Source organism: Synechococcus sp. R5-13 (assembly GCF_047462015.1).
GTDB lineage: Bacteria > Cyanobacteriota > Cyanobacteriia > Thermostichales > Thermostichaceae > Thermostichus.
Genome location: NZ_JANSIL010000053.1, coordinates 1 through 20,181, shown reverse-complemented (window position 1 = coordinate 20,181; position 20,181 = coordinate 1). Strand labels below are relative to the sequence as shown.

The 20,181-nt window shown below is 59.0% G+C and carries 13 protein-coding genes; 11 read left to right on the top strand and 2 right to left on the bottom strand.

The annotated features are described in order from the left end of the window. The first annotated feature begins 254 nt into the window (after window positions 1-254). Window positions 255-1,925, top strand: coding sequence for a hypothetical protein (locus NW840_RS04475; RefSeq protein ID WP_414342640.1), 1,671 nt, complete (start codon window positions 255-257; stop codon window positions 1,923-1,925). A gap of 37 nt (window positions 1,926-1,962) precedes the next feature. Further along, window positions 1,963-2,328: a hypothetical protein gene (locus NW840_RS04470; protein ID WP_011433539.1), complete on the top strand. Its 366-nt coding sequence runs from the start codon at window positions 1,963-1,965 to the stop codon at window positions 2,326-2,328. A 283-nt stretch (window positions 2,329-2,611) separates the two neighbouring features. On the opposite strand, the gene argS is transcribed toward NW840_RS04470, so the two are convergent. Then, the gene (gene argS / locus NW840_RS04465; RefSeq protein WP_414342638.1) at window positions 2,612-4,408 is read right to left on the bottom strand and encodes an arginine--tRNA ligase; all 1,797 of its coding nucleotides are present in this window, start codon (window positions 4,406-4,408) and stop codon (window positions 2,612-2,614) included. Window positions 4,409-4,718: 310 nt separating this feature from the next. Between argS and NW840_RS04460 the strand changes: the two genes are divergently transcribed. The 3 genes from NW840_RS04460 (at window position 4,719) to NW840_RS04450 (ending at window position 8,338) form a co-directional block, all read left to right on the top strand. Further along, window positions 4,719-5,801 carry an ABC transporter substrate-binding protein gene (locus NW840_RS04460; RefSeq protein WP_414342637.1) on the top strand — a complete coding sequence of 361 codons (1,083 nt, stop codon included), beginning with the start codon at window positions 4,719-4,721 and terminating at the stop codon, window positions 5,799-5,801. A gap of 421 nt (window positions 5,802-6,222) precedes the next feature. Beyond that, window positions 6,223-7,047 (top strand): electron transfer flavoprotein subunit beta/FixA family protein, encoded by an 825-nt coding sequence (locus NW840_RS04455; protein ID WP_414342635.1) that lies wholly within the window; start codon window positions 6,223-6,225, stop codon window positions 7,045-7,047. Window positions 7,048-7,219: 172 nt separating this feature from the next. Further along, complete coding sequence (locus NW840_RS04450) at window positions 7,220-8,338, top strand: electron transfer flavoprotein subunit alpha/FixB family protein (protein ID WP_414342633.1); 1,119 nt, start codon at window positions 7,220-7,222, stop codon at window positions 8,336-8,338. Between the two features lie 22 nt (window positions 8,339-8,360). Here NW840_RS04450 and NW840_RS04445 read toward each other — a convergent pair whose 3' ends face one another. Then, window positions 8,361-8,645 carry a YggT family protein gene (locus NW840_RS04445; protein ID WP_414342631.1) on the bottom strand — a complete coding sequence of 95 codons (285 nt, stop codon included), beginning with the start codon at window positions 8,643-8,645 and terminating at the stop codon, window positions 8,361-8,363. A 233-nt stretch (window positions 8,646-8,878) separates the two neighbouring features. Between NW840_RS04445 and NW840_RS04440 the strand changes: the two genes are divergently transcribed. The 6 genes from NW840_RS04440 to NW840_RS04415 all read left to right on the top strand — a co-directional run bounded on the left by NW840_RS04440 (window position 8,879) and on the right by NW840_RS04415 (window position 20,048). After that, on the top strand, window positions 8,879-10,021 hold the full coding sequence (locus NW840_RS04440) for a response regulator (protein ID WP_414342630.1): 1,143 nt from the start codon (window positions 8,879-8,881) through the stop codon (window positions 10,019-10,021). A 188-nt stretch (window positions 10,022-10,209) separates the two neighbouring features. Next, window positions 10,210-10,587, top strand: coding sequence for a response regulator (locus NW840_RS04435; protein WP_414342628.1), 378 nt, complete (start codon window positions 10,210-10,212; stop codon window positions 10,585-10,587). Then, entirely contained in the window at window positions 10,584-10,949 is a 366-nt protein-coding gene (locus NW840_RS04430) for a response regulator transcription factor (RefSeq protein ID WP_011433531.1), read from the top strand. The genes NW840_RS04435 and NW840_RS04430 overlap by 4 nt, the downstream gene beginning before the upstream one ends. 115 nt (window positions 10,950-11,064) lie before the next feature. Beyond that, window positions 11,065-11,583 carry a CheW domain-containing protein gene (locus tag NW840_RS04425; RefSeq protein ID WP_011433530.1) on the top strand — a complete coding sequence of 173 codons (519 nt, stop codon included), beginning with the start codon at window positions 11,065-11,067 and terminating at the stop codon, window positions 11,581-11,583. Window positions 11,584-11,874: 291 nt separating this feature from the next. Next, window positions 11,875-14,367 (top strand): methyl-accepting chemotaxis protein, encoded by a 2,493-nt coding sequence (locus NW840_RS04420; protein WP_414342625.1) that lies wholly within the window; start codon window positions 11,875-11,877, stop codon window positions 14,365-14,367. Between the two features lie 191 nt (window positions 14,368-14,558). Further along, window positions 14,559-20,048 carry a response regulator gene (locus NW840_RS04415; RefSeq protein WP_414342623.1) on the top strand — a complete coding sequence of 1,830 codons (5,490 nt, stop codon included), beginning with the start codon at window positions 14,559-14,561 and terminating at the stop codon, window positions 20,046-20,048. Window positions 20,049-20,181: the final 133 nt, after the last annotated feature.

Here is a 20,181-nt window from a genome sequence, read left to right as displayed (position 1 = left end):
GCCTTTTGGCGAGATCCCTAGGAGAACCTGGCTAACGGTCACAGTGGCGGAAGGGGCAAAACCGAAGAGCAACCCCCTACCACTCGGACTTAAGGTAGAGATCGACCAAGGGATTGCGCCGGTGTGGGCACGGGCGGCTGTTTTTTTTCAATAGCCGCTCTCTGGGCAGGAGAAGAGTACGATCGCAGACATTCTCGTGGAGGTTGAGAGTGCTAAGACTGCCAAAAAACAAAGGGAGCCGCTGGCTTGCGGGTGTGCTGGGCGCACTGATATTGCTGGGATGGGGGATCGCAGCCCATGCCCAATTTCTGGGGCCGGGCCGTTTTCTTTTCCCGGGCTCTGGTTCTCGGCTTCAGGGCAGCCAGGAACCGGCGGGATCCCTGCTCAATGCCTTCTGTCAGCAACCGCCTGCGGAAGTGGCCCGCAAGTCTCAACTGCGCCAACAGGCCAACCGGTCAGATGTCGCCTGGGCCGAATACGCGCAGATTTTGGACGAGCATCGTGCCGCCTTGATTGCCTGCCGCAGCCAACGCTGGCCCCAGATCCAGGCCATCTGGGTACGTCTGCATCCCTGTGATGCCAATCCGGGCGTGTTGGATCAGGTATTCGACCAAGTAGTGAACCTGGGCTACAACCGCGTCTTTATCGAGACCTTTTACGATGGCCGCTCTATTTTGCCGGATGGCGCAGGGGGGATCTGGCCCAGCTTACAGCCCAACGCCGACTTGTTGGATCTGGCTCTGAAGGCGGCACGACGCCGCGGCTTATCTGCCTATGCCTGGGTGTTTTCCCTCAATTTCGGCTACAGCTACGGACAACGGCCCGATCGACAGGTGGCCCTGGCCCGCAACGGTCGCGGCATCACCACCGTCTTGGATCCCGCTACAGCCCTTTCGGAAGACCTGGGCAGTCCTGGCGAGGTATTTGTGGATCCCTTTCATCCCCTGGCACGGCGGGATTTTGCCGAGTTAGTCCGCCGCATCCTACAGCGACAGCCGGATGGGATCCTTTTCGACTACATTCGCTATCCGCGTGGCTCAGGGGGATCCAGCGTGGCAGCCACCGTCCGAGACTTGTGGATTCATGGAGAGGCCGCCCGGAAAGCCTACCTCAATTTGGCAGAAAACTCGGCGGGTCGGGCATTGCTGGAGCGCTACCTAAGCCAGGGCTACGTGACGGTGAGGGATGTGCAGCAGTTGGATGCCGCCTACGCCGAGGAACCCAGATGGCGTCAGCCAGGGGATCCCTGGCCCAGCCCGACCGAGAAATGGGCGCTTTCCCCAGAGTTACTGGACTGGGCTGCCCAAGACATGGCCAGCAGGAATTGGCAGGGGGATCAGCTTTCCTCTGCAAAAGATTTACCAGAGAGTCTGGAGAAACCGGCGGATTCCAGTTCTGAGGCAGCAGCACCAACTCCTGCCCCTTCCCCCACCCCCAGCGCCGCCGTTCGCCAAGAACGTTGGCAGCAGCAGCTTTGGCAGCTGAGCGTCGAGTTTGCCCGCTACGGCGTTCTCGATTATCTACAGCAGGCCGCCCAACCCGCCCAGAGGCTGGGGATCCCGGTGGGGGCTGTCTTCTTCCCAGAAGGCAACCAAGCAGTAGGAGAAGGGTTTGACGCTCGTCTGCAACCCTGGGACCGCTTTGATCCGGGTATGGAATGGCACCCAATGGCCTATGCCAAGTGCGAGGATAGCTCCTGTGTGGCGCAGCAGGTGGAGCAGGTCCTGGCTGTGGCCTCTCCCCAAACCTTTGTCTGCCCGGCCATTGCCGGTCTATGGGGACAAGCCCAGCGGCAACGCCCCAGCCTGGAAACCCAAACAGCAGAGCTGGCCCGCCGCTTCCCGCAGTTGCCCTGTGTGAGTCACTTCGCCCTCTCCTGGATCGAGCCGGAGCTGGAGCGCAGCCGTCGCACCTGTCAACTCTAACGCCCATCCCAATCTGAAAGTTAGGAATTCTGAACTTATGAGCCCTGAGCAATTTGATCTGATTAACCGCCTGTTTCAACTGACTTTTCAGATCGGGGATCGCTTGGGCTGTGAATCCTCAGATCCTGCTCAATTGTTGCTGACCAACCGGCCCAGCCTGGAATCCAGTTGCACATTCTTTCCTTCCGATTTCACCTACGAAGCCTTGGATCCTCAAGTGTGGGCCGACTACATGGCGGAAGTTCCGGCCTTAGCGCAGATGGCGAATATTTTGCAACCTTATCCTTTCACTTGTGGCATTTATCGCCAAGACGAGGTTTCGTGGTGGATTTGCGCCTTTTGGGCAGCCCAAGAGGACTTGGGAACCAACTTGCTCTTGCGCGCCCACAGAGTCGAAACTTAGGCGCTTGAGCCCTATCTCCTCTCCCTCATCGAGACGGGGATCGGCGTTACCGGAATCAAAGGGGCTGATAGCAGTCGTGGTTTTTATTACCATCTATTTCAACTGATCGCGCTAGTGGGCCAGAGGCCTTAGCAGGAAGCAACCGGTCGTTTGTTTCACCTTGACGGTGAGATAAATGACTATGCGTTGTGGAACGGTTTATTGCAATTGACCTACTCGCGACCGCTATAGCTGGCTTCCGCCCAGAGCGTGAGCTGGGGGCCTTACGGCACTCCTTCGTAAATCACATAGACTCCGGCGCGCTCAGGCCGAGAATGCCGGTGAGGACGTTAAACAAAACCTGCTGCGTGGCCTGCACCAATTGGATGCGGGCTTGGGCCAAAAGGGGATCCTCTTTCAAGAGCGGCAAAATACGGCAGTTGTCGTAAAACTTGTTGAAATCGGCGGCGATGGCTTCTGCATAGCGGATGATCTTGTGGGGAGCGCGCTCTTCGGCAGCGGCGATCAGCTCATCCGGCAAGGCCAACAAGCGCAGCAGCAGGGCCCGCTCTTCTGGCTCTTTGTAGGGCAGTTTTTGTTGCTCCGTCAAAGGGACTTTGTTGGTCAGTTCAACCTTTTCTTCTTCCTGTAGCCGCCGCAGCAGAGTGCAACAGCGGGCATGGCTGTAGTGAACATACACGACCGGGTTATCGAAAGTTTGCTTGACGGCCAAATCCAAATCGAAGTTGATGGGGCTGTCCATGCTGCTGCTAAGCAAAAACCAGCGGGCTGCATCGACCCCCACGCCAATTTCTGGATCTTCGATCAGGTCATTGAGTGAGACAAAGTTGCCGGTGCGCTTGGACATGCGCACTTCGGTTTTCTCACCGGTTTGCGGGTCGGTTTTGAACAATTTGACAAATTGTCCAATCAAGATTTCCAGCTTGACATCTGGGCTGAAGGCACCCACCGCCGCCTTTAAGCGGCCGATATAGCCATGGTGATCCGAGCCAAGAATGTTGATCAGCCGGTGATATCCCCGCTGCACTTTATCCCGGTGGTAGGCAATATCGGCGGCTAGATAAGTGAACGAACCATCGGCCTTTTGCACCACCCGATCCTTGTCGTCGCCAAATTCTTGGGTTTTGAAATAGACGGCCTCTTCGGCCCCTGGCTTGGGATCCTCACCCCGCGGCGCTTTGGCTTTGTAGAGAAAGCCGCGCTCTTGCAGCTCCTGCAAAGCTTGCTGGATGGCGCTCAGGCCTGTCTGGGGATCGGGGGTGTGCAGGCGGCGCTCGCTAAACCAGTGATCAAACTCGGTGCGTAGTTGTTGCAGGGTCTGCTTTTGCCAGGCCAGCATTTCCCCATAGGCAAAATCGGTGTACTCCTCTAGGGTGGTGGGCAGAGGGCGGATCCCGGCCTTGACCTGACCCAACAGCCGCCGGGCAATATCGACCAAGTAACTGCCATGGTAGGCATCTTCGGGCAGAGCCACCTCTTCCCCCTGCAGTTGCCGCACCCGCACCTCGAGGGACTGGCCCAGGAGCCGCATTTGGTTGCCGGCATCGTTGATGTAAAACTCCCGCTCCACCTGGTGCCCCGTCCAGCGCAGCAGGTTGGCCACTGTGGAGCCGACGGCAGCCCAACGCCCATGGCCCACATGCAAAGGCCCCGTCGGGTTGGCGGAGACAAACTCCAGCAGAATGCGCTCGGGATGGGGGGTGGCTGTTTTGCCGAAGTGTTCTCCCAGATGCAGCAGCTCCTGCAGGCGCTCGGCCAAAAAGGGATCCCCCAGCCGGAAGTTGAGATACCCTCCTCCCGCCACCTGAGTTTCGATGTCCGGCAGATCCAAGTGTTTTTGCAGGGTTTGGGCGATCTGGGCCGGTGCTAGGCGGCAGAGCTTGGCCATGCCCAGGGGGGTGGGACAGGCGTAATCGCCGTAGCGAGGGTCGCTGGGGATCTGGATCACGGGGGCAATCGCTGTGGCTTGCTGGGGGGCCAGGGATCCCAGTTGCCCCGCCTCTGAGGCCCGTCGAATGCTCTCGGCTACGGCGGCGGTGAGAAACCGAATCAGCGAGGTGGATACGGGTTGAGTGGCCATGGCTGTTCGTGTCGGCAGACGTCGAGAGAGGTTCCAGGAATGCCTGGGGCAGTAAAAGCATCATCATATCGACAGCCAACCGGCTCTGACAAAAGAATAGATGCTCCCCCAGCCAAACTTTGCTTTTGCTCGCCTGCTTTGTGAAGATGGCTCTGACAAATTGACGGGACAGAGCTTTAGGCCAAGCTTTTGGGTACAAAGTATCACCGAATACAAAAGTTTAACTCTGCTTTGCTAAGTTGTTTGGCGGTAATGCTCGCCTTCCCGCTTGCGGATTTCTGCTGAGACAGCTGCTGTGGAGTTTACTAGTATGTCCATCCCGAAATCGTCGCGTCGTCAATTCCTTCAATCTGCTGCTGCGGCTGCCTCTTGGGTTGCCGTTGGAGGGCTAAAGGCGAGGGCTCAGAGCCGCGGGCCGCTTCTGGTTTCCCAGGGACTGACGCCCCTGAAGTTTACCCTCTCTTGGTTGCCCTCTTCGATGGATACCCCCCTTGTAACGGCGATCTTGAAGGGCTACTTCGCCGAAGAGGGGCTGGAGGTCACCTACGAGCGCGGCTATGGCTCCGCCGATTCCATCACCAAGATTGCCGCTGGCCAGTACGACCTGGGGGAAGGGGATCCCTACTCCATGATCGAGTTCAATGCCAAAAATCCGGACGTGCCCTTGGTAGCGATCTATGTCCACTTCAATCGCTCTCCCTTTGGCATCTACACCTTGAAAGATAAGGGCATTGGGGAGCCGGCCCAACTGGCGGGCAAGAAGCTAGGAGCACCGGCAGGGGATGCGCCGCGTCGGCTCTGGCCGGTCTTTGCCAAGCAAGTCGGCATCGATCCGGGCTCGGTGGAGTGGGTAACTATGGAGCCGCAGTTGCGCGAACCTTTCCTCATCCAAGGTCGGGTGGATGCCATCAGCGGCTTTATGACCTCGGCCATGCCCAATTTGGTGCGGGGCGGGGTCAAGCTGGAAGATATTGTTCCCTTCCTTTACAACGACTACGGCCTTGAGCTGTATGGCAATGCCGTCATCACCCGTGTGCAATTGCTGCGTGAGAAGCCTGAGCAATTCAAAGCTTTCTTGCGGGCCTATGTCAAGGGTTGGCAAGACACTATTCGTGATACCGATGGCAATATGTTGGCCCTTCTGGACAAAGCCAAGGCCGACGGACAAGTGCTGGATACGGCAACTGAGAAATTGCGCCTCGCCCTGGCCATGCCGCGCCTGTTTGTTACCGATGAGGTGCGACAAATTGGCTTGGGGGATGTGGTGCCCGCGCGTATGGAAACCTCAATTGCTCAGGTGGTGGATGGCTTTGGCTTGTCTAGCAAGCCCCCTTTGAAGAAAGTGTTTGACAACAGCCTGCTTCCCCCAAAATCCGAGCGGATGATCGGCTGATCTGGATGATCCGGTACCAACTTTGAGGCCTCTGTCTGTTGACTTTTGCAGACAGCTAGCCCTTCCTGCCAGCTGGTCAACTTTTCTCGATGACCGGTGAGAGACGTAGCTCAAAGGCCTACGGCCCGCTGTCGCGATTGGCTCTGTCATCCAAGCGAGATATTCCCAAAGCTTGTCCTGTTCACAGGAGGGAGCCCAAATTTCTCTTGAGGGGAGAACCGCAAGCGACCCAGAGCAGTGAGGAAATATCTCAAACTTTGTTTAAGGTTACTTAAACTTGGGAAACCAATGTGCTGGGAAAGGCAGCTTATGAGGGCTTAATGCCGGGGTGGCTTTTCCGATCCCGAAAAAAAGCTGAATAAGTTTGTGGTGCCCAGGGATCCCTTTTAACCTGGAGGGGATCACTAGGGAGTTTAGGCCCTTGGAAACTTTTGTTCTGATTAAGCAAGTTCCCGATCAAAACGCCAAGGCCGGCATCAACAGTGACGGCACGATCGATCGCGCCAAGGCCAAGCGGATGTTGAACCCTTTTGATCGCTATGCACTGGAAGCAGCTCTGCAAACCAAACGGCAACACGGGGCGAGAGTAACGGCAATTACAATGGGGCCACCCCCGGCCATTGAGGTGCTCTACGAGGCCATTGCCCACGGGGTGGATCGGGGCATTTTGATGACCGACCGCCGCTTGGCCGCTTCCGATACCCTAGCCACTGCCTATACTCTGGCCCAGACGGTTCGCTATGCTGGCCGGCCCGATGTGATCTTCTGCGGGCTCCAGACCACCGACGGCGATACGGCCCAGGTGGGGCCGCAGTTGGCGGAGCGGTTGGGGATCCCTCAGGTCACCTATTGCGAAGCCTTCGAGATTCGGGATGGGATCCTGGTGGCGCGGCGGGCCATCGAAGGGGGATCCCAAATCGTAATGGTGCCCCTGCCGGTTTTGATTACGGTGGCCAATTCCGCTCGGCGTTTGGCCTACCCCACTCTACGGGGTGTGCAGCGGGTGCAGCGGCTAATGCGGGATGAGGCGGCACGGGCCGAGGCGATCCAGATCCTCAACTTGGACGATGTGGGGGCAGACCCGGAGCGCTGCGGTCTCAAGGGATCCCCAACCATCGTGGCTGCCACCGAAAAAGTGGGGGAAATTGGCGGCAACTGTCAGGTCTTTCAGGGACAATCCGTCCCCCAACTGGTCAACCAACTGACCCAGGCCGTTGACCTCTCCCGCTACGCCGCAACCTCCTAGATCTTTACATCTTGCGCCCCACCGGCCCCCCATCGCCCCTCAATCATCACTGTCTGATCATCGACCCCAGGCCAGCTGGCTGCGGTGAAAAGTTGACCCAGAAGAACTCTGCTGACATCGTCGCAACCCCAACCCGATTCAATCCCGATCTCAACCTAGGAGTCACAGTTTTATGGATCGCAAGCGGATAGTGGTCTTCGCCGAGCAGGTGAACGGGGAACTGCAGCCCATTGGCTTAGAGTTGTTGGGGGCCGGGCGGCGGCTGGCCGATAAGCTGGGAGCCACCTTGAGCGCTCTTGTGCTTGGATACAACATTGCCCACTTGCCCCCAATTCTGATCGGCCACGGGGCAGATCAAGTCTTCATCGCCGATCACCCCGAGTTGGCCGAATACCGCACCCTGCCCTACCGCCGGGTGATCACAGACTTGATCAAAAGCTGGCCCCAACCACCCCACACCATCCTGCTGGGATCCACCACCACCGGGCGAGATCTGGCCCCCCGCTTGGCCGCCCACCTGGAGACCGGCCTGACCGCTGACTGCACCGAGCTGGACATTGGCCCCTTCGAGTACACCAACAGCAAAGATCCCAGCAAGTCCGGCCTCTTCCCCGACTGCCTTTATGCCATCCGGCCCAGCTTCGGCGAATCTCTCAAGGCTCGCATCCTTGGCCCCTGGAAAAACCCGCAAATGGCCACGGTGCGCCCAGGGGTGATGGTGCCCCTGCCCTGGGACAGATCCCGCCAGGGGGAAGTGATCCCGGTGCCGGTCAACTTGGATCCCGGCGATCTGCGCCTGCAGATTGTGGAAACGGTGCGCAACCTGTCCCAGGCGGTAGATCTCACCCGCGCCAAGGTGATCGTTTCCGGCGGCTACGGGCTGGGATCCCCAGAGGGATTTGAGCTGTTGAGGGAGTTGGCCGCTTGTTTTCCCAACAGCGCTGTCGGCTCCTCCCGCAAGGCCGTGGATTCTGGGTGGATCCCCTATGCCCACCAGGTGGGCCAAACCGGCAAGACCGTCCGCCCCCAGCTCTACATCGCCTGCGGCATTTCTGGGGCCATTCAACATCGCGTGGGCATGGACAAATCCCAGACGATCATTGCCATCAACAAAGACAGCGCCGCTCCTATCTTCAAATTTGCCCACTACGGCATTGTCGGGGATCTCTACCAGGTGGTGCCGGAGCTGATCCGGCAACTGCGACAGAGACAGGAGGAGCTCCGAGAAGGCGCCGAGGGCCAGCCTTTCCAGAGCCTCGGCGAGCGGATCCCAATTTTGCAGAGTCGATGAGAGATGGTTGGCAAAAACGCTCTCAGCGCAGGGCCATTGTCAGCAGCCCCTGTTGCCCCAGCAACACCTCCCGCAACAGGGTAACCAGGCCCACCCAAACCACAGGGGCCATGTCCACACCTCCCAGAGGCGGGATCAGGCGACGGGTCGGGCGCAACAGAAACTCCGTCAGGCCGACCACCAACGAGTAGGGCAACCGAGAAGTATCCAGTTGCGGATACCACGACAGAAAGATGCGCAGCACAAACAGGAGGGTGTAGAGCGCCAACAGTGGGCCAAGCACCCAAGAGGTGAGAATTGGCAGCATAGGTTACTCAAAGAACAGGTTTACTGGTGGCAGTTCTCTCCATTCTGCTCTAATTGGGAGGGTCTGCTGGAGTCCAGAGATACCTCGGGGAATGCAGGCGCTCGGCCCAAGTCAAACCCCAACTTTTTTAAACTTTAACCCTCTTCCCGAAAATGGCCTTACCGGCGGGGCAGCAACAGTTAAAGACTAGCGTCATAATGGACGTATCTTGCTGGACTTCGGGCAGGGATCCCATGCAAGGAAAACTACAAGAGATCGATATCCGCAGCATCCTTCAGCTCATCGAGCTGGGCCAGCGCACCGGTGAGCTTTTTGTAGAGGCCAGCCCCTCTGTCTACTGGTTTGTCTTCTTCCTGAATGGGCGGATTATCTACGCCTCTGAAACGGAAGGGAACATTGCCCGCCTCAGAGACTATCTGCACCGCTTCAAGCTGGAAGCCGCCCTGGAGGAAATTCAAATTCCCCACAAAGCCGCGGTCAACGCCCCCGAATACAACCGCCTCTGGTCTTTGCTGGAAAGCCACAAGCTCAACCCCAACCAGGGCAAGCAAATCCTGCTGGGCATGGTGCGGGAAGTCCTCTTCGACCTGCTTAGCCTCCACCACGGCTCCTTCATTTTCGAGGCTGGATCCCCCCTGGCCCCCCAATTGACCACCTTCCCCGTTACCCCCCTGCTCACCGAGATCGTAGCCCAAGTGCAGGAGTGGAAAAAGCTGCACCCCTACATCCAAGCTCCCAACCAAGCTCCCACCATCGTCAACCCCCTGCCGCTCCAGCAAAACCTGCCCGCCCCCGTCTTCAAAGCCCTGAGCGAGTGGTCAGACGGCAAAACCAGCATTCGCCAGATGGGTCGCTACCTGGGTCGAGACACCCTGGCGGTGGCCAAGGCCATCTATCCCTACGTCCGCCAAGGGGTCATTCAACTGTCCGAGCCCGTCTTGATCGTGGAGCCCAAGCCCAGCCGTCCCCTCAAACCCAGCGATAAGCCCAGCCACATCCTTTGCATCGACGATTCTATGGCCATCCAAAAAACCGTAGAGTTCATCCTGCAAAACGAGGGCTACCAGGTCACCACCATCGGCAATCCTCTCAAAGCCTTGGGACAGGTGTTTCTCCTCAACCCAGATATGATCCTCTGTGATGTGGCCATGCCCAAATTGGATGGGTATGAGCTGTGCGCCATGTTGCGCAAGTCCAGCCAGTTTCGCGAAACCCCCATGATCATGCTGACCGGCAAGGATGGCTTCACCGATCGGATTAAGGCCCGCATGGCCGGAGCGAACGAATTTTTGAGCAAACCCTTTGCGGAAAAGGAGTTGTTGACCATTGTCGAATCCTACGTGGGCCCTCCCCCCAAACGGGGCGGTGGCGAATAGGCGTTGGGGTAGCCAAAATGTTGGCACAGAGGACTGTGGGCGGGGTACTGGACAGAAGAGTGGCCTCACCGAAACAATAGGGGTAGCATGGCCGACTTGGAGCCAGGGAGCCAGGTGAGGTTACAAGAGCAAACCTCAGTCAAAGCAGCCCGACGGTTGCGCGGGAGTGCAAAAGGAGCAAGACGGCGATGGGCAAAGTGCTGGTGGTGGATGACAACCGTACCTACCTGGAGACCATTTCCAGCTTGCTTTCCGAGAACGGTTTGGAAGTCTCCACAGCAACAGACGGCGTAGAGGCAATGGAGTGCATTCGCCAGCAGAAGCCTGATGTGGTGGTGCTGGATATTGTCATGCCGCGCATGAACGGCTACGAGGTATGCCGGGAAGTAAAGGGGGATGAAAGTACCAAACACATTCGCATCGTCATGTGTTCCACCAAAGACCAGACCTTTGATATCGAGTGGGCCAGGCGCAACCAGGCGGATGCCTATGTAACCAAGCCCTTCAAGCCCCAAGAGCTCCTGGCGACCATCAAACATCAATTGCGGGAGATGAATCGGAAATGAGTCGCGTTTTGGTGGTGGAAGATAGCCAATCCCAGCGGGAGATGATCAGCAAGCTGCTGCAGGAAAACGGCTTCGAGGTGATGACTGTGGAAGACGGGGTGGAGGCCGTAGAGGCGGTGAAGCAAAACAAACCCGACCTGATCGTGCTGGACATCGTCATGCCGCGCATGAACGGCTATGAGGTGTGCCGTCTTCTCAAGGCCGACCCTCTCACCCAAAAAACGCCCATCGTCATGTGTTCTTCCAAGGGCGAAGAATTTGACCGCTACTGGGGGATCCGCCAGGGAGCGGATGCCTACATTGCCAAGCCTTTCCAGCCCCAGGAACTGGTGGGTACGATTAAGCAATTACTGAGAGGCTGAGAGCTGCCCCTTCTGCTTCCACGCCTTTCGGTAGGTCCTGAGAACGACTCTGCGTTTTAAGCAGGGAGGGGGGCGGGATCAACAGTCCACAAGACTATCCATGCGGGGGAGCATCATGCTGGGGGATCTGGATTTATTGATGGGGGATGAGACCCAAGAGTTGCGGGAGATGGAGGCTCCCGAAGGTGAGCTATTCCTAAAGTTCAAGATTGCCACCGGGGAGGAATTTGCGCTGCCAGCGGTATCGGTTGTGGAGGTGATGAGCATTGGCCCAGAGAAAATCACCCCCATGCCCAATGTGGCCCCAGTTTTGCTGGGCACGCTGAATTTGCGGGGCGAGATCATCTGGGTTGCAGACCTGGGGCAATTTTTGGGGATCAGCCCGCCCCTGAACATCGACCGAGCCGAGATTCCTGTGGTGGCCGTGATGGATCAACAGGATTTGCTCATGGGCTTGGCTGTGGATTTAATTGTAGGCATGGAGTGGCTGAAGACTGAATTGGTGCGGCCTGCCCTCACGGCTCCTGAGTCCATGGCTCCTTTTTTGCGAGGGGAATGGGTGGTGCCCGGAACGGGATCGCGCTTGCCATTGCTGGATCAGTCGGCCATCCTGCGATCCAATCGTTGGGGTTGACAAGCGGCCCCCTGTGAGTTCGGCGAGAGGAAAGTGTATAGTTCCTATCAAAGATCCAAGCTAACTCCAGCCACAATGGGGAAAGTTGGACCAAATCTATCCCCTACCGATGCGTGTCGAGGCTGTTGAGGGTAAGCCCTGAGACGGCGGCAGAAAGGCCCACTCTTGCTTGACTGAATGTGGAAAAGGGGGGATAGCCTGCATCCATGGGGTTTTGAGGTGTTGGGGGCGTTCCGTTTGCATCTGTGTTGACGCGTGAACAGAGGTAGGCAAGCAGTGAAGGGAGGATCCATGGTTCCGAGCGCGAACAGTCAGAGAGACTACACCGATGCGATGGCCGCCTTTTGGCAGGGAGACTACGTCCGGGCGGTGCGGTTGTTCAACCAAGTGGCCGCTGCTGAACCGCAAGATACTGCTGTCAAGCTGCTGCTGGCTTTGGCACAAAAACAAGCTGGGCAGTTGTTGGAAGCTCGCCAAACCTACAACACCATTTTACAAACAGCCAGTGATCCCGATGAGCTGGAGTCGGCCCGGAAGGGTCTAGAAGAGCTGTTGCAAATGGCACCGGAGCTGGCGGATCTTCCCGATTCCCCAGAAGCGGACGAGTTTCGCTCTCCAGATGAGTTTGCCCGTGGGTCGGATGCCTTTTCGGAAGAGGCTTTCTCTGCTCCCGATCCCTTCTTGCAGTTCGAGGAGATGGGGGAAGAGGAGGCGGATCCCTTTGCTCAGAATCCCTTTCCACTGGAGGCAGACAGCCTTGGCAGCGATTTCATGGGGGAAGAGAGATTCAGGGATCCCTTTGAGACCAGCCTGCAAATGCCGGGAGCTGATCCATTGGGCTCATCTTACCAGATGCCAACCCATTCTCGGGTAACACCACCGGCCACCTCGCGACGGGTAGGCTCGGAAGAGGGCGGGCCTCAAACCGATCCGGTGGTCGAAGATGACTTTGCCTTCCTCAACGAGTTCGATCGAGAGCATCTGGAAGCCCTAGAAGGCGACTCCGACTCCATTACGCAGTTGGCCGGCGATGCCGATTTTCCCGATGAGATGGGCTTCTCCCTGCCCGGTCTTGAGGAAGAGGAAGGGGGATCCCTGGAAGAAAGCCTGCCGACTGAATTGGCTGCCCCCATGAGTGAGCCGATCCCTGCCCCCGATGAAGATACTGCCAGTCCCGGCTCTGCCCTCTTCGAGCTTGACGAGCTAGACAGCCTGGATCGCGAACTTGCCGGCATGGATGGCGGTGAGCCGGTGGGTGCCTTCCGCCCAGATGAGGGGGCGACCGGGGGGATGAGCCCAATGGCGGAGACCGGCAGCGGAGCGGCCCAAGTTCTGCTGCCCACGGCCTCCCTCCCTATTCCCAGTGTAGGTGAACAAGGGGCAAGAACCTCTGCTGGGATCGCCAACCGACCGATTGGGGATCGGCAATTGGCCATAGCGCTTATCCAAGGAGCTGTGAGTTTGGCTGCCGGCTTGGCGATTGGCCTTGGGATCCCGGCCAATGGGGGAGCTCGCTTGATTGCCGGGGTGATTGGAGGCGGGCTGATCGGCACAGGAGCAGGGGTTATCCTCGGGGCCAGCAGTGCCAAACAAATTCGCTCCACCGCCCAAGAGCTGGCCGGCCACTTTGCCGCCTTGGCCCAGGGGAATTATTCAGTACGAGCCACAGCCAACACCCACGATGAGCTGGGGCGCTTGGCCGACAGCTTTAACCAGATGGCGGCTGCCCTTGAAGCCAACTTCGCCGAACTGAGCCAGCGGGCTGCCGAGCAAGGGCAAGCTAAGGAAGACCTACAGCGCCAGGTGATTCGCCTGCTGGACGACGTGGAAGGGGCTGCCCGTGGAGACCTGACGGTGCGGGCAGAGGTGACTGCCGACGTGCTGGGGGCTGTGGCCGACTCCTTTAACCTGACCATTCGCAGTCTGCGAGACATTGTCAGCCAGGTGAAGCGGGCCGCCGCCGCCGTGAACGATGCCGCCTTGCAGAACGAGGACTTTGCCCGCAGCCTCTCTGCCGACGCCTTGCGCCAGGCGGAGGAGATTTCCAACTCCCTCAACTCCATTCAGGAGATGACGGACTCCATTCAAGAGGTGGCCAGCAACGCCCGCGAAGCGGCCAACGTGACTGCCCAAGCCACAGAAGCAGCCGCTCGGGGTGGAGAAGCTGTGGATCGCACGGTAAGTGGCATCCTGGAAATTCGCGAAACCGTGGCAGAAACCACCCGCAAAGTGAAGCGATTGGCGGAATCCTCGCAGGAAATTTCCAAAATTGTGGCTTTGATCTCTCAAATTGCCTCGCGCACCAACCTGCTTGCCCTCAACGCCAGCATCGAGGCGGCACGAGCCGGGGAATCGGGACGGGGCTTTGCCATCGTGGCCGATGAGGTGCGACAACTGGCCGACCGAGCTGCCAAAGCCTCGAAGGAGATCGAGCAGATCGTGTTGCAGATTCAATCGGAAACCGGCAACGTGATGACGGCCATGGAAGAGGGCACCCAACTGGTGATCGAGGGGACGCGGCGGGCAGAGCAGGCCAAGAACAGCCTGGACGAGATTATCGAGGTCAGTCGCCGGATCGACGAGTTGGTGCGGGCGATCTCTCAGGCCACCGTGCAACAAACGGAAACCTCTCGCTCTGTGGCGCAGGTGATGCAATCGGTGGAGTTGACCGCCAACGAGACTTCTAAAGAGGCGCAGAAGGTGGCAGCTTCGCTCCAACAGTTGGTGAGCATCGCCCGCGAGTTGCAAACTTCTGTCGGTCGCTTCCGGGTTGGGGATGAATGAGCGAATCTGCTGTTTTGAGGGCATTCTAGGGACAAGGATCCCCATGCAGGAGACGTTATCGATCCTTAGCAAATGGCACCGGGATCCCCCTGTTCCGACTTTTGGCCGGACTCTTCGCTCAGGCGAGCCTCAATCTGTCCGGTCTGCTATTACTGATGCATACCTGTGGGCTGTAGGAAGGGCCTCCTGCCATGAATGAAGAAGCACAAAAGCGGATCCTCAGTTATTTCATCGAAGAAGCCCGCGACCACTTGGCAACGATTGAACAAGTGCTCCTCAGCTTGCGGGACAGCATGAGCGATCCCGAGCTGATCAACGAGCTGTTTCGAGCTGCTCACTCCATCAAGGGGGGAGCTGCCATGCTGGGCCTCACCAGCATCCAACGGACGGCCCACCGCATGGAAGATTTTTTCAACATCTTTCGCTCCCGTCCAGGCGGAGTGCCTGTCGATCAGCACCTGGAAACCCTGCTGCTGCGGGCTTTTGATGGGCTTTCGATGTTGTTGGAGGAGCTGCAGAGCCCCCGCGGCCTCACCCAAGAAGTCAGCAACACCACCCTGGCGGAACTGGAGCCGGTTTTTCAAGAGACCGAAAGGCACATTCAAAATCTTCTTGGCGAGGGCACTGTTCCCAGCCTTGCTCCAACTCCCGTCTCGTCGCCGGCGGTTCGCACCCTACAGCAGGACATGGCGGAGGTGGTGCCGCAGCAGTTGCGCCAGATGCTGGAGCTGTTTAAACAACGGGATCAGCCAGATGTCCGAGAGCGCTTGGCAGCAGCGAATGCCGTTCTCAAGGAGATCGGACAAGTCCATCATCTGGCGGGCTGGCAACAGTTGACGGAAACTTTCGAGCAAGCCCTGGGCAACCCCGATGTCGACCTGCGAACTTTGGCTTTGGTTGCCTTGCGGGATTTGAAGCAGGGACAGCAGCTCATCCTAGACGGCAAGGCCGAACAGGTTGCCCCTTCTTCAGAACTGCAACAATTGGCTCGCCCTGCCGCTCCCCCTGCCCCACCGGATCCTCTTGAGGTGGTGGTGCATCAGCAGATCCCGGCCCTGTTGCGCCAGATGCTGGAGCTGTTCAAACGTCCTGACGACCCGGCCACTCGACCGGCCCTGCAAGCTCTGGCCCAATCTTTGCAGGATTTGGGGCAATCTTCGGCTCTGGAACTGGGAGGCTGGACAGACTTGACCCGCTTGGTGGGCGAGATTTTGGCGGATCCCGGCCAGGATTTGCGGCAGTTGGCCCTGCCGGTGCTGCGAGATCTGAAGCAAGCCCACCAGGCCCTGGCCAATGGAGCGGCAAACACCATTCAGCCCTCGGCTGAGCTGCTGGCTTTCCGCCCTGTTCCGGCAGCCCCTGAAGAGCCAGAAGTCCCTGAGCCCTTCGACCTTGGTCTTGCTTGGGGGTCTGAGGCAGAGCCGCTGTTCCCCCAACCCGAGGAGGGTGCCTCGGAGGATTGGGCTGTGGCTGCTGGGATCCCTGCGGAGGAAGGCGCTACCCCCGATCTGAGCTGGGAAGCGGTAACCCTCGCTGAGACATCCTTTCAAGAGGATGAGCCCGGAGCTGCCCTGTCGCCGGAGCAGGAGAGCGCAGAGACAAGCTGGGATCTGGTGTCAGAGCAGACCTCATCCCTTTGGGAAGTGGGCACTGCTGAGGACTCCGTCCCGCTGGCGGGAACAGATTCAGAGCACCGATCTGCTCCCGCGGAAGAGGGGGATCTGGATCTGAGTTGGCCAGGGATCCGAGCCGAAGCGGCTTGGGAGGAAGACTGGAGGACAGCTGCCGTGCCGGCAGAAAGCCCAGAAGAGGACGGGCAGGGAGCTGACTTGGCCTCTGTTGCGGACGACTTCGGTCGCGTTAGCGGAGCGGAGCTCTATGCCACTCCCTTGGATCTGGAGGAAGAAGCCACCTCAGCCTTTGACGAGCTGTTTGCCAACGCAGAAGCGCTATCCGATATTGAAGAATTCCCAACGGAGCTGATCCCCTCCTCTCCTGAGCCCCTCTTGCAGACCTTTGAGGATCTGAGCCCAAGGTTGGATGAGGAGAGAGCTGAGGCCGATCTGGCGGAGCTGTTTGCCGAAGTGGTGGGTGAAGGGGCAGAGGGGTTTGTCTCTGCTGAGCCTGCCTGGGATGCTGAACAGGAGCCGACTGCCCAGAGCGTTGCTGCGGAAATGGGCGAGGGATCCGGCTTTGTCCCGGACGAAGCCGCAAGTGCCGGGGTAGAGGCCCTATTTGAGCTGGAGGAACTTCCCGTAGAGAGTGCTTTCCGGCAGGAAGGGTCTCAGCTTCCGGACTTGGAGGCCGTTCCCGCTGGTGAGCTGGAGGCCGATCCTTGGGCGGCTGAACCGTCCCCACCCCTTCAGGAAGCCCTTGAGGACGGGGAAATCGCAGCAGATCTCTGGGCTGAATTTTCCGCGGATATCCAGCTAGAGGATTTTTCCATCCCAGCAGATTATCTGGCAGAGTCGGGATCCGACGAGGTGGGATCCTCAGAGTTCGCCGACTCTGCTGCCTTTGATACTGCCGAAGACAGCCTGGAGAGCTTTTTTTCCACCCCTGCGGCAGAAGCCGATCCGGCTTGGTCGATGCCGGAAGCAAGTGAACCTTCCGTATTTTTGGATCCCTCTTTTGGCCCATCCCTGGACATCGCTGAGGCTGATGCTGCCGAAGCTGAGCAACTGGGGGATCTCTTTATCGGCGAACCCTTCCCCACGTCGCCCGACATGGCCAATGAGCCGAGGGAATCGCCAATTCCAGACTTCGGAGCCGAGCTGAGCCTAGGGGATCTCTTCGCCGGCGAGACCCTCGAGGAGGCGTCCGATGGGGACTCCATCCCCCTGACCCAATCAGCAGCTGGGGACACAGCAGAAGCCCAGGAGTGGGCGCTTCTGGAGGATCTGTTCCCGGTCCAGGAGGAGTCTTTCGCAGACCTGCAACCCACGGCTGAGGAGGCAGTCGCCCCTTCCCCCGAGCTCTCCTTCGACCGTCTCGATGCCCTATTCACCCAGGAATCCGACCCAGAAGAACTGAGCCTGGGGGCCAGGGGATCCCTCTCGGCCATGGATGCCGATGGCGGTCGCGCTAGCGGAGCGGAGCTCTACGACCAGGTGGATCTGGATGAGTTGAGCCAGTTCTTTGCAGAAGGGGAAGCGCCCCAAGAAGAACCCCCCTTGGATCTTGCCACCTTCCTGGAGGACACAGAAGCTTTGCAAGCGAGCAGCCTGGCGGAAGTGCCCGTGTCTGAGCCAGAGCCGCCGGTTGCCGCACTGGAGGAAGAAAATGCCCTCCAGCCTGCGGAGGACGATCTGGAAAGCCAGTTGGCCAGCCTGTTTGCAGAGGATGAATCCTTAGCCGTTCCTGTTGGCGAGGCCGAGACCCCAGAGGAAGAGGCGCTGGAAGCTGCTCCGGCTCCCCGTTTGGACGATTTGGCCGCCCTCTTCGACGCTGCCGAGCCGGCGGTAACCCCTGAGCTAGAAAAGGCTATCGCCCCCCTTGTGGGATCCCCTGCAGCCGCGAGCGGCGAGGCTGCTGACGACTTTGCAGCCCAGCTGGAATCGCTCCTGGGCGATCTCGAGGTTCCTGCCCAAGCACCTGCTGCGGCGCCAGCACCTTCGCCGCCAGTTGCCGCTGCTGCTCCAGCAACCCCCACCCCAGCAGCAGCTGCCCCGGCGGCAACTGGGCCGACTTCACGGCGAACTGCTGCCCTCAGCAACCCTGTGATGCGGGTGGAGGTGCGCCACCTCGACTCCATCAACAACCTGGTGGGAGAGTTGGTGGTCATCCGCAACAGCATGGAGCAAAACCAAACCCGTCTGCGCCAGTTTCTGGATGGCCTGTTGGGCCGTGTGCAACAGCTAGGGGATCTGGGCCAGCGCATGCGGGATCAGTATGACCGCTCCTTGCTGGAATCGGCTTTGTTCTCCAGCCGCAGCAGCTCAGCCTATGGCGGCACGGTAACGGTGGGCTTCGGTCGAAATGGGGAGGGGTCCAGCCGAGGAAGGCGGAGTCATTCCTCCGGCCAAGAGTTCGACAAGCTGGAGATGGATCAGTTTACGGCCTTCCACGCTCTGGCCCAGGAGATCATTGAGCTCATCGTGCGGGTGCGCGAGTCCTCCTCCGACATCGAGTTTGCCGTGGATGAGGCCGAGCAGATCACCCGCCAATTCCGGCAGGTAACCACCCAACTGCAAGAGGGCCTGAACCGGGCGCGCATGGTGCCCTTCTCGCAAGTTGCCGATCGGTTGCCCCGCGCCATTCGGGATCTCTCCATCAAAACGGGCAAGCAGGCCAGCCTAGTGGTGGAAGGCCGTGACACGCTCATCGACAAGGCCATCCTGGAGGAGCTCTATGACCCCATGACCCACTTGGTGAACAACGCCCTGGTACACGGGATCGAGACCCCTGAGGAGCGGCGGCGGGCGGGCAAGCCCCCTGAGGGCAAGATCACCGTCAAGGCCTTCTATCAGGGCAACCAAACCATCATCATCGTCTCGGACGATGGCGCCGGGATCCCGGTGGAGAAAGTCAAGGCCAAAGCTCAAAGGTTGGGGCTGCTGGCGGAACAAGCCGACGAGGACGAAGTGTTCAACGTTCTCTTCCACCCCGGCTTCAGTGTTCGCGAGGCCAGCGAAGTGGACGATCTGGCCGGTCGGGGGGTTGGCTTGGATGTGGTGCGCCGCAACATCACCGATCTGCGCGGCAGTATCCAAGTGGATTCTGTGCGGGGCAAAGGAACCACCTTCAGCATCCGTCTCCCCCTCACCCTGAGCATCTCCAAGGCCATGGTGTGTGTCAGCGACAAAGCCCTGATCGCCTTCCCCCTGGATGGCGTGGAGGAGATGCTGGATGTTCCTGCCGACGAAGTTCAGCCGGATGAGCAGGGGCGGCCCTCAATTCTCTGGCGGGATCAGCGCCTTCCCTTCCAGCCCCTCTCAAATCTGCTGGCCTACAGCCGCAGCCACAGCCGCAGCCGTTCTGAGGTGTACAGCATCACTCAGGATGAGGGCATCATTCCCATTGTCATCCTGCAAAGTGCCGGTCAGTATGTTGCTCTGCAGGTGGACAGCTTTGTGGAAGAGCAGGAAATCGTGATCAAGCAACTGCGCGGGCCTGTGCCCAAGCCACTGGGCATTTCTGGGGCAACGGTGTTGGGGAACGGGCGAGTCCTGCCGATTGCCGACATCATCGAGCTGGTGGACATAGCCCACGGTCGCCGTCGGGATCTCAACCGCTTCTGGCTGGATCACCGGGATGAGGAGCCGACCCCGGAAGAGGTGCGCCAGACCACCGTGTTGATCGTGGACGACTCGATTACCGTTCGGGAGCTGCTCTCGATGTCTTTCCAGAAGGTGGGCTACCGGGTGGAACAGGCGCGGGATGGCCAGGATGCCTGGGAAAAGCTGCGCGGCGGCCTGCCCTGCGACCTCATCTTCTGCGACATCGAGATGCCGCGGATGGACGGCCTAGAACTGCTCACCCGCCTGCGGGAAGACAGCAACTTCAAGCATCTCCCGGTTGCCATGCTCACCTCGCGGGGGGCAGAACGGCACCGGCAAACAGCACGGGAGCTGGGAGCAACTGCCTACTTCACCAAGCCCTATCTGGAAGAGGAGCTGCTCAGCGCTGCTGCCCGCATGTTGAGGGGGGAACAGTTGTTGGCGCCCAACCCAACTTCCTAATCGCGACAGCGGTGCGGTTCCCGTTCAGTGTGGCGCAGCAACATAGGGTGCTGTAGGCATGGCACTGATACATTTACGCTGAACACTGCTGAACATCACTGTTCAACTATGCAGCGATAGCATTCTGTTTGTT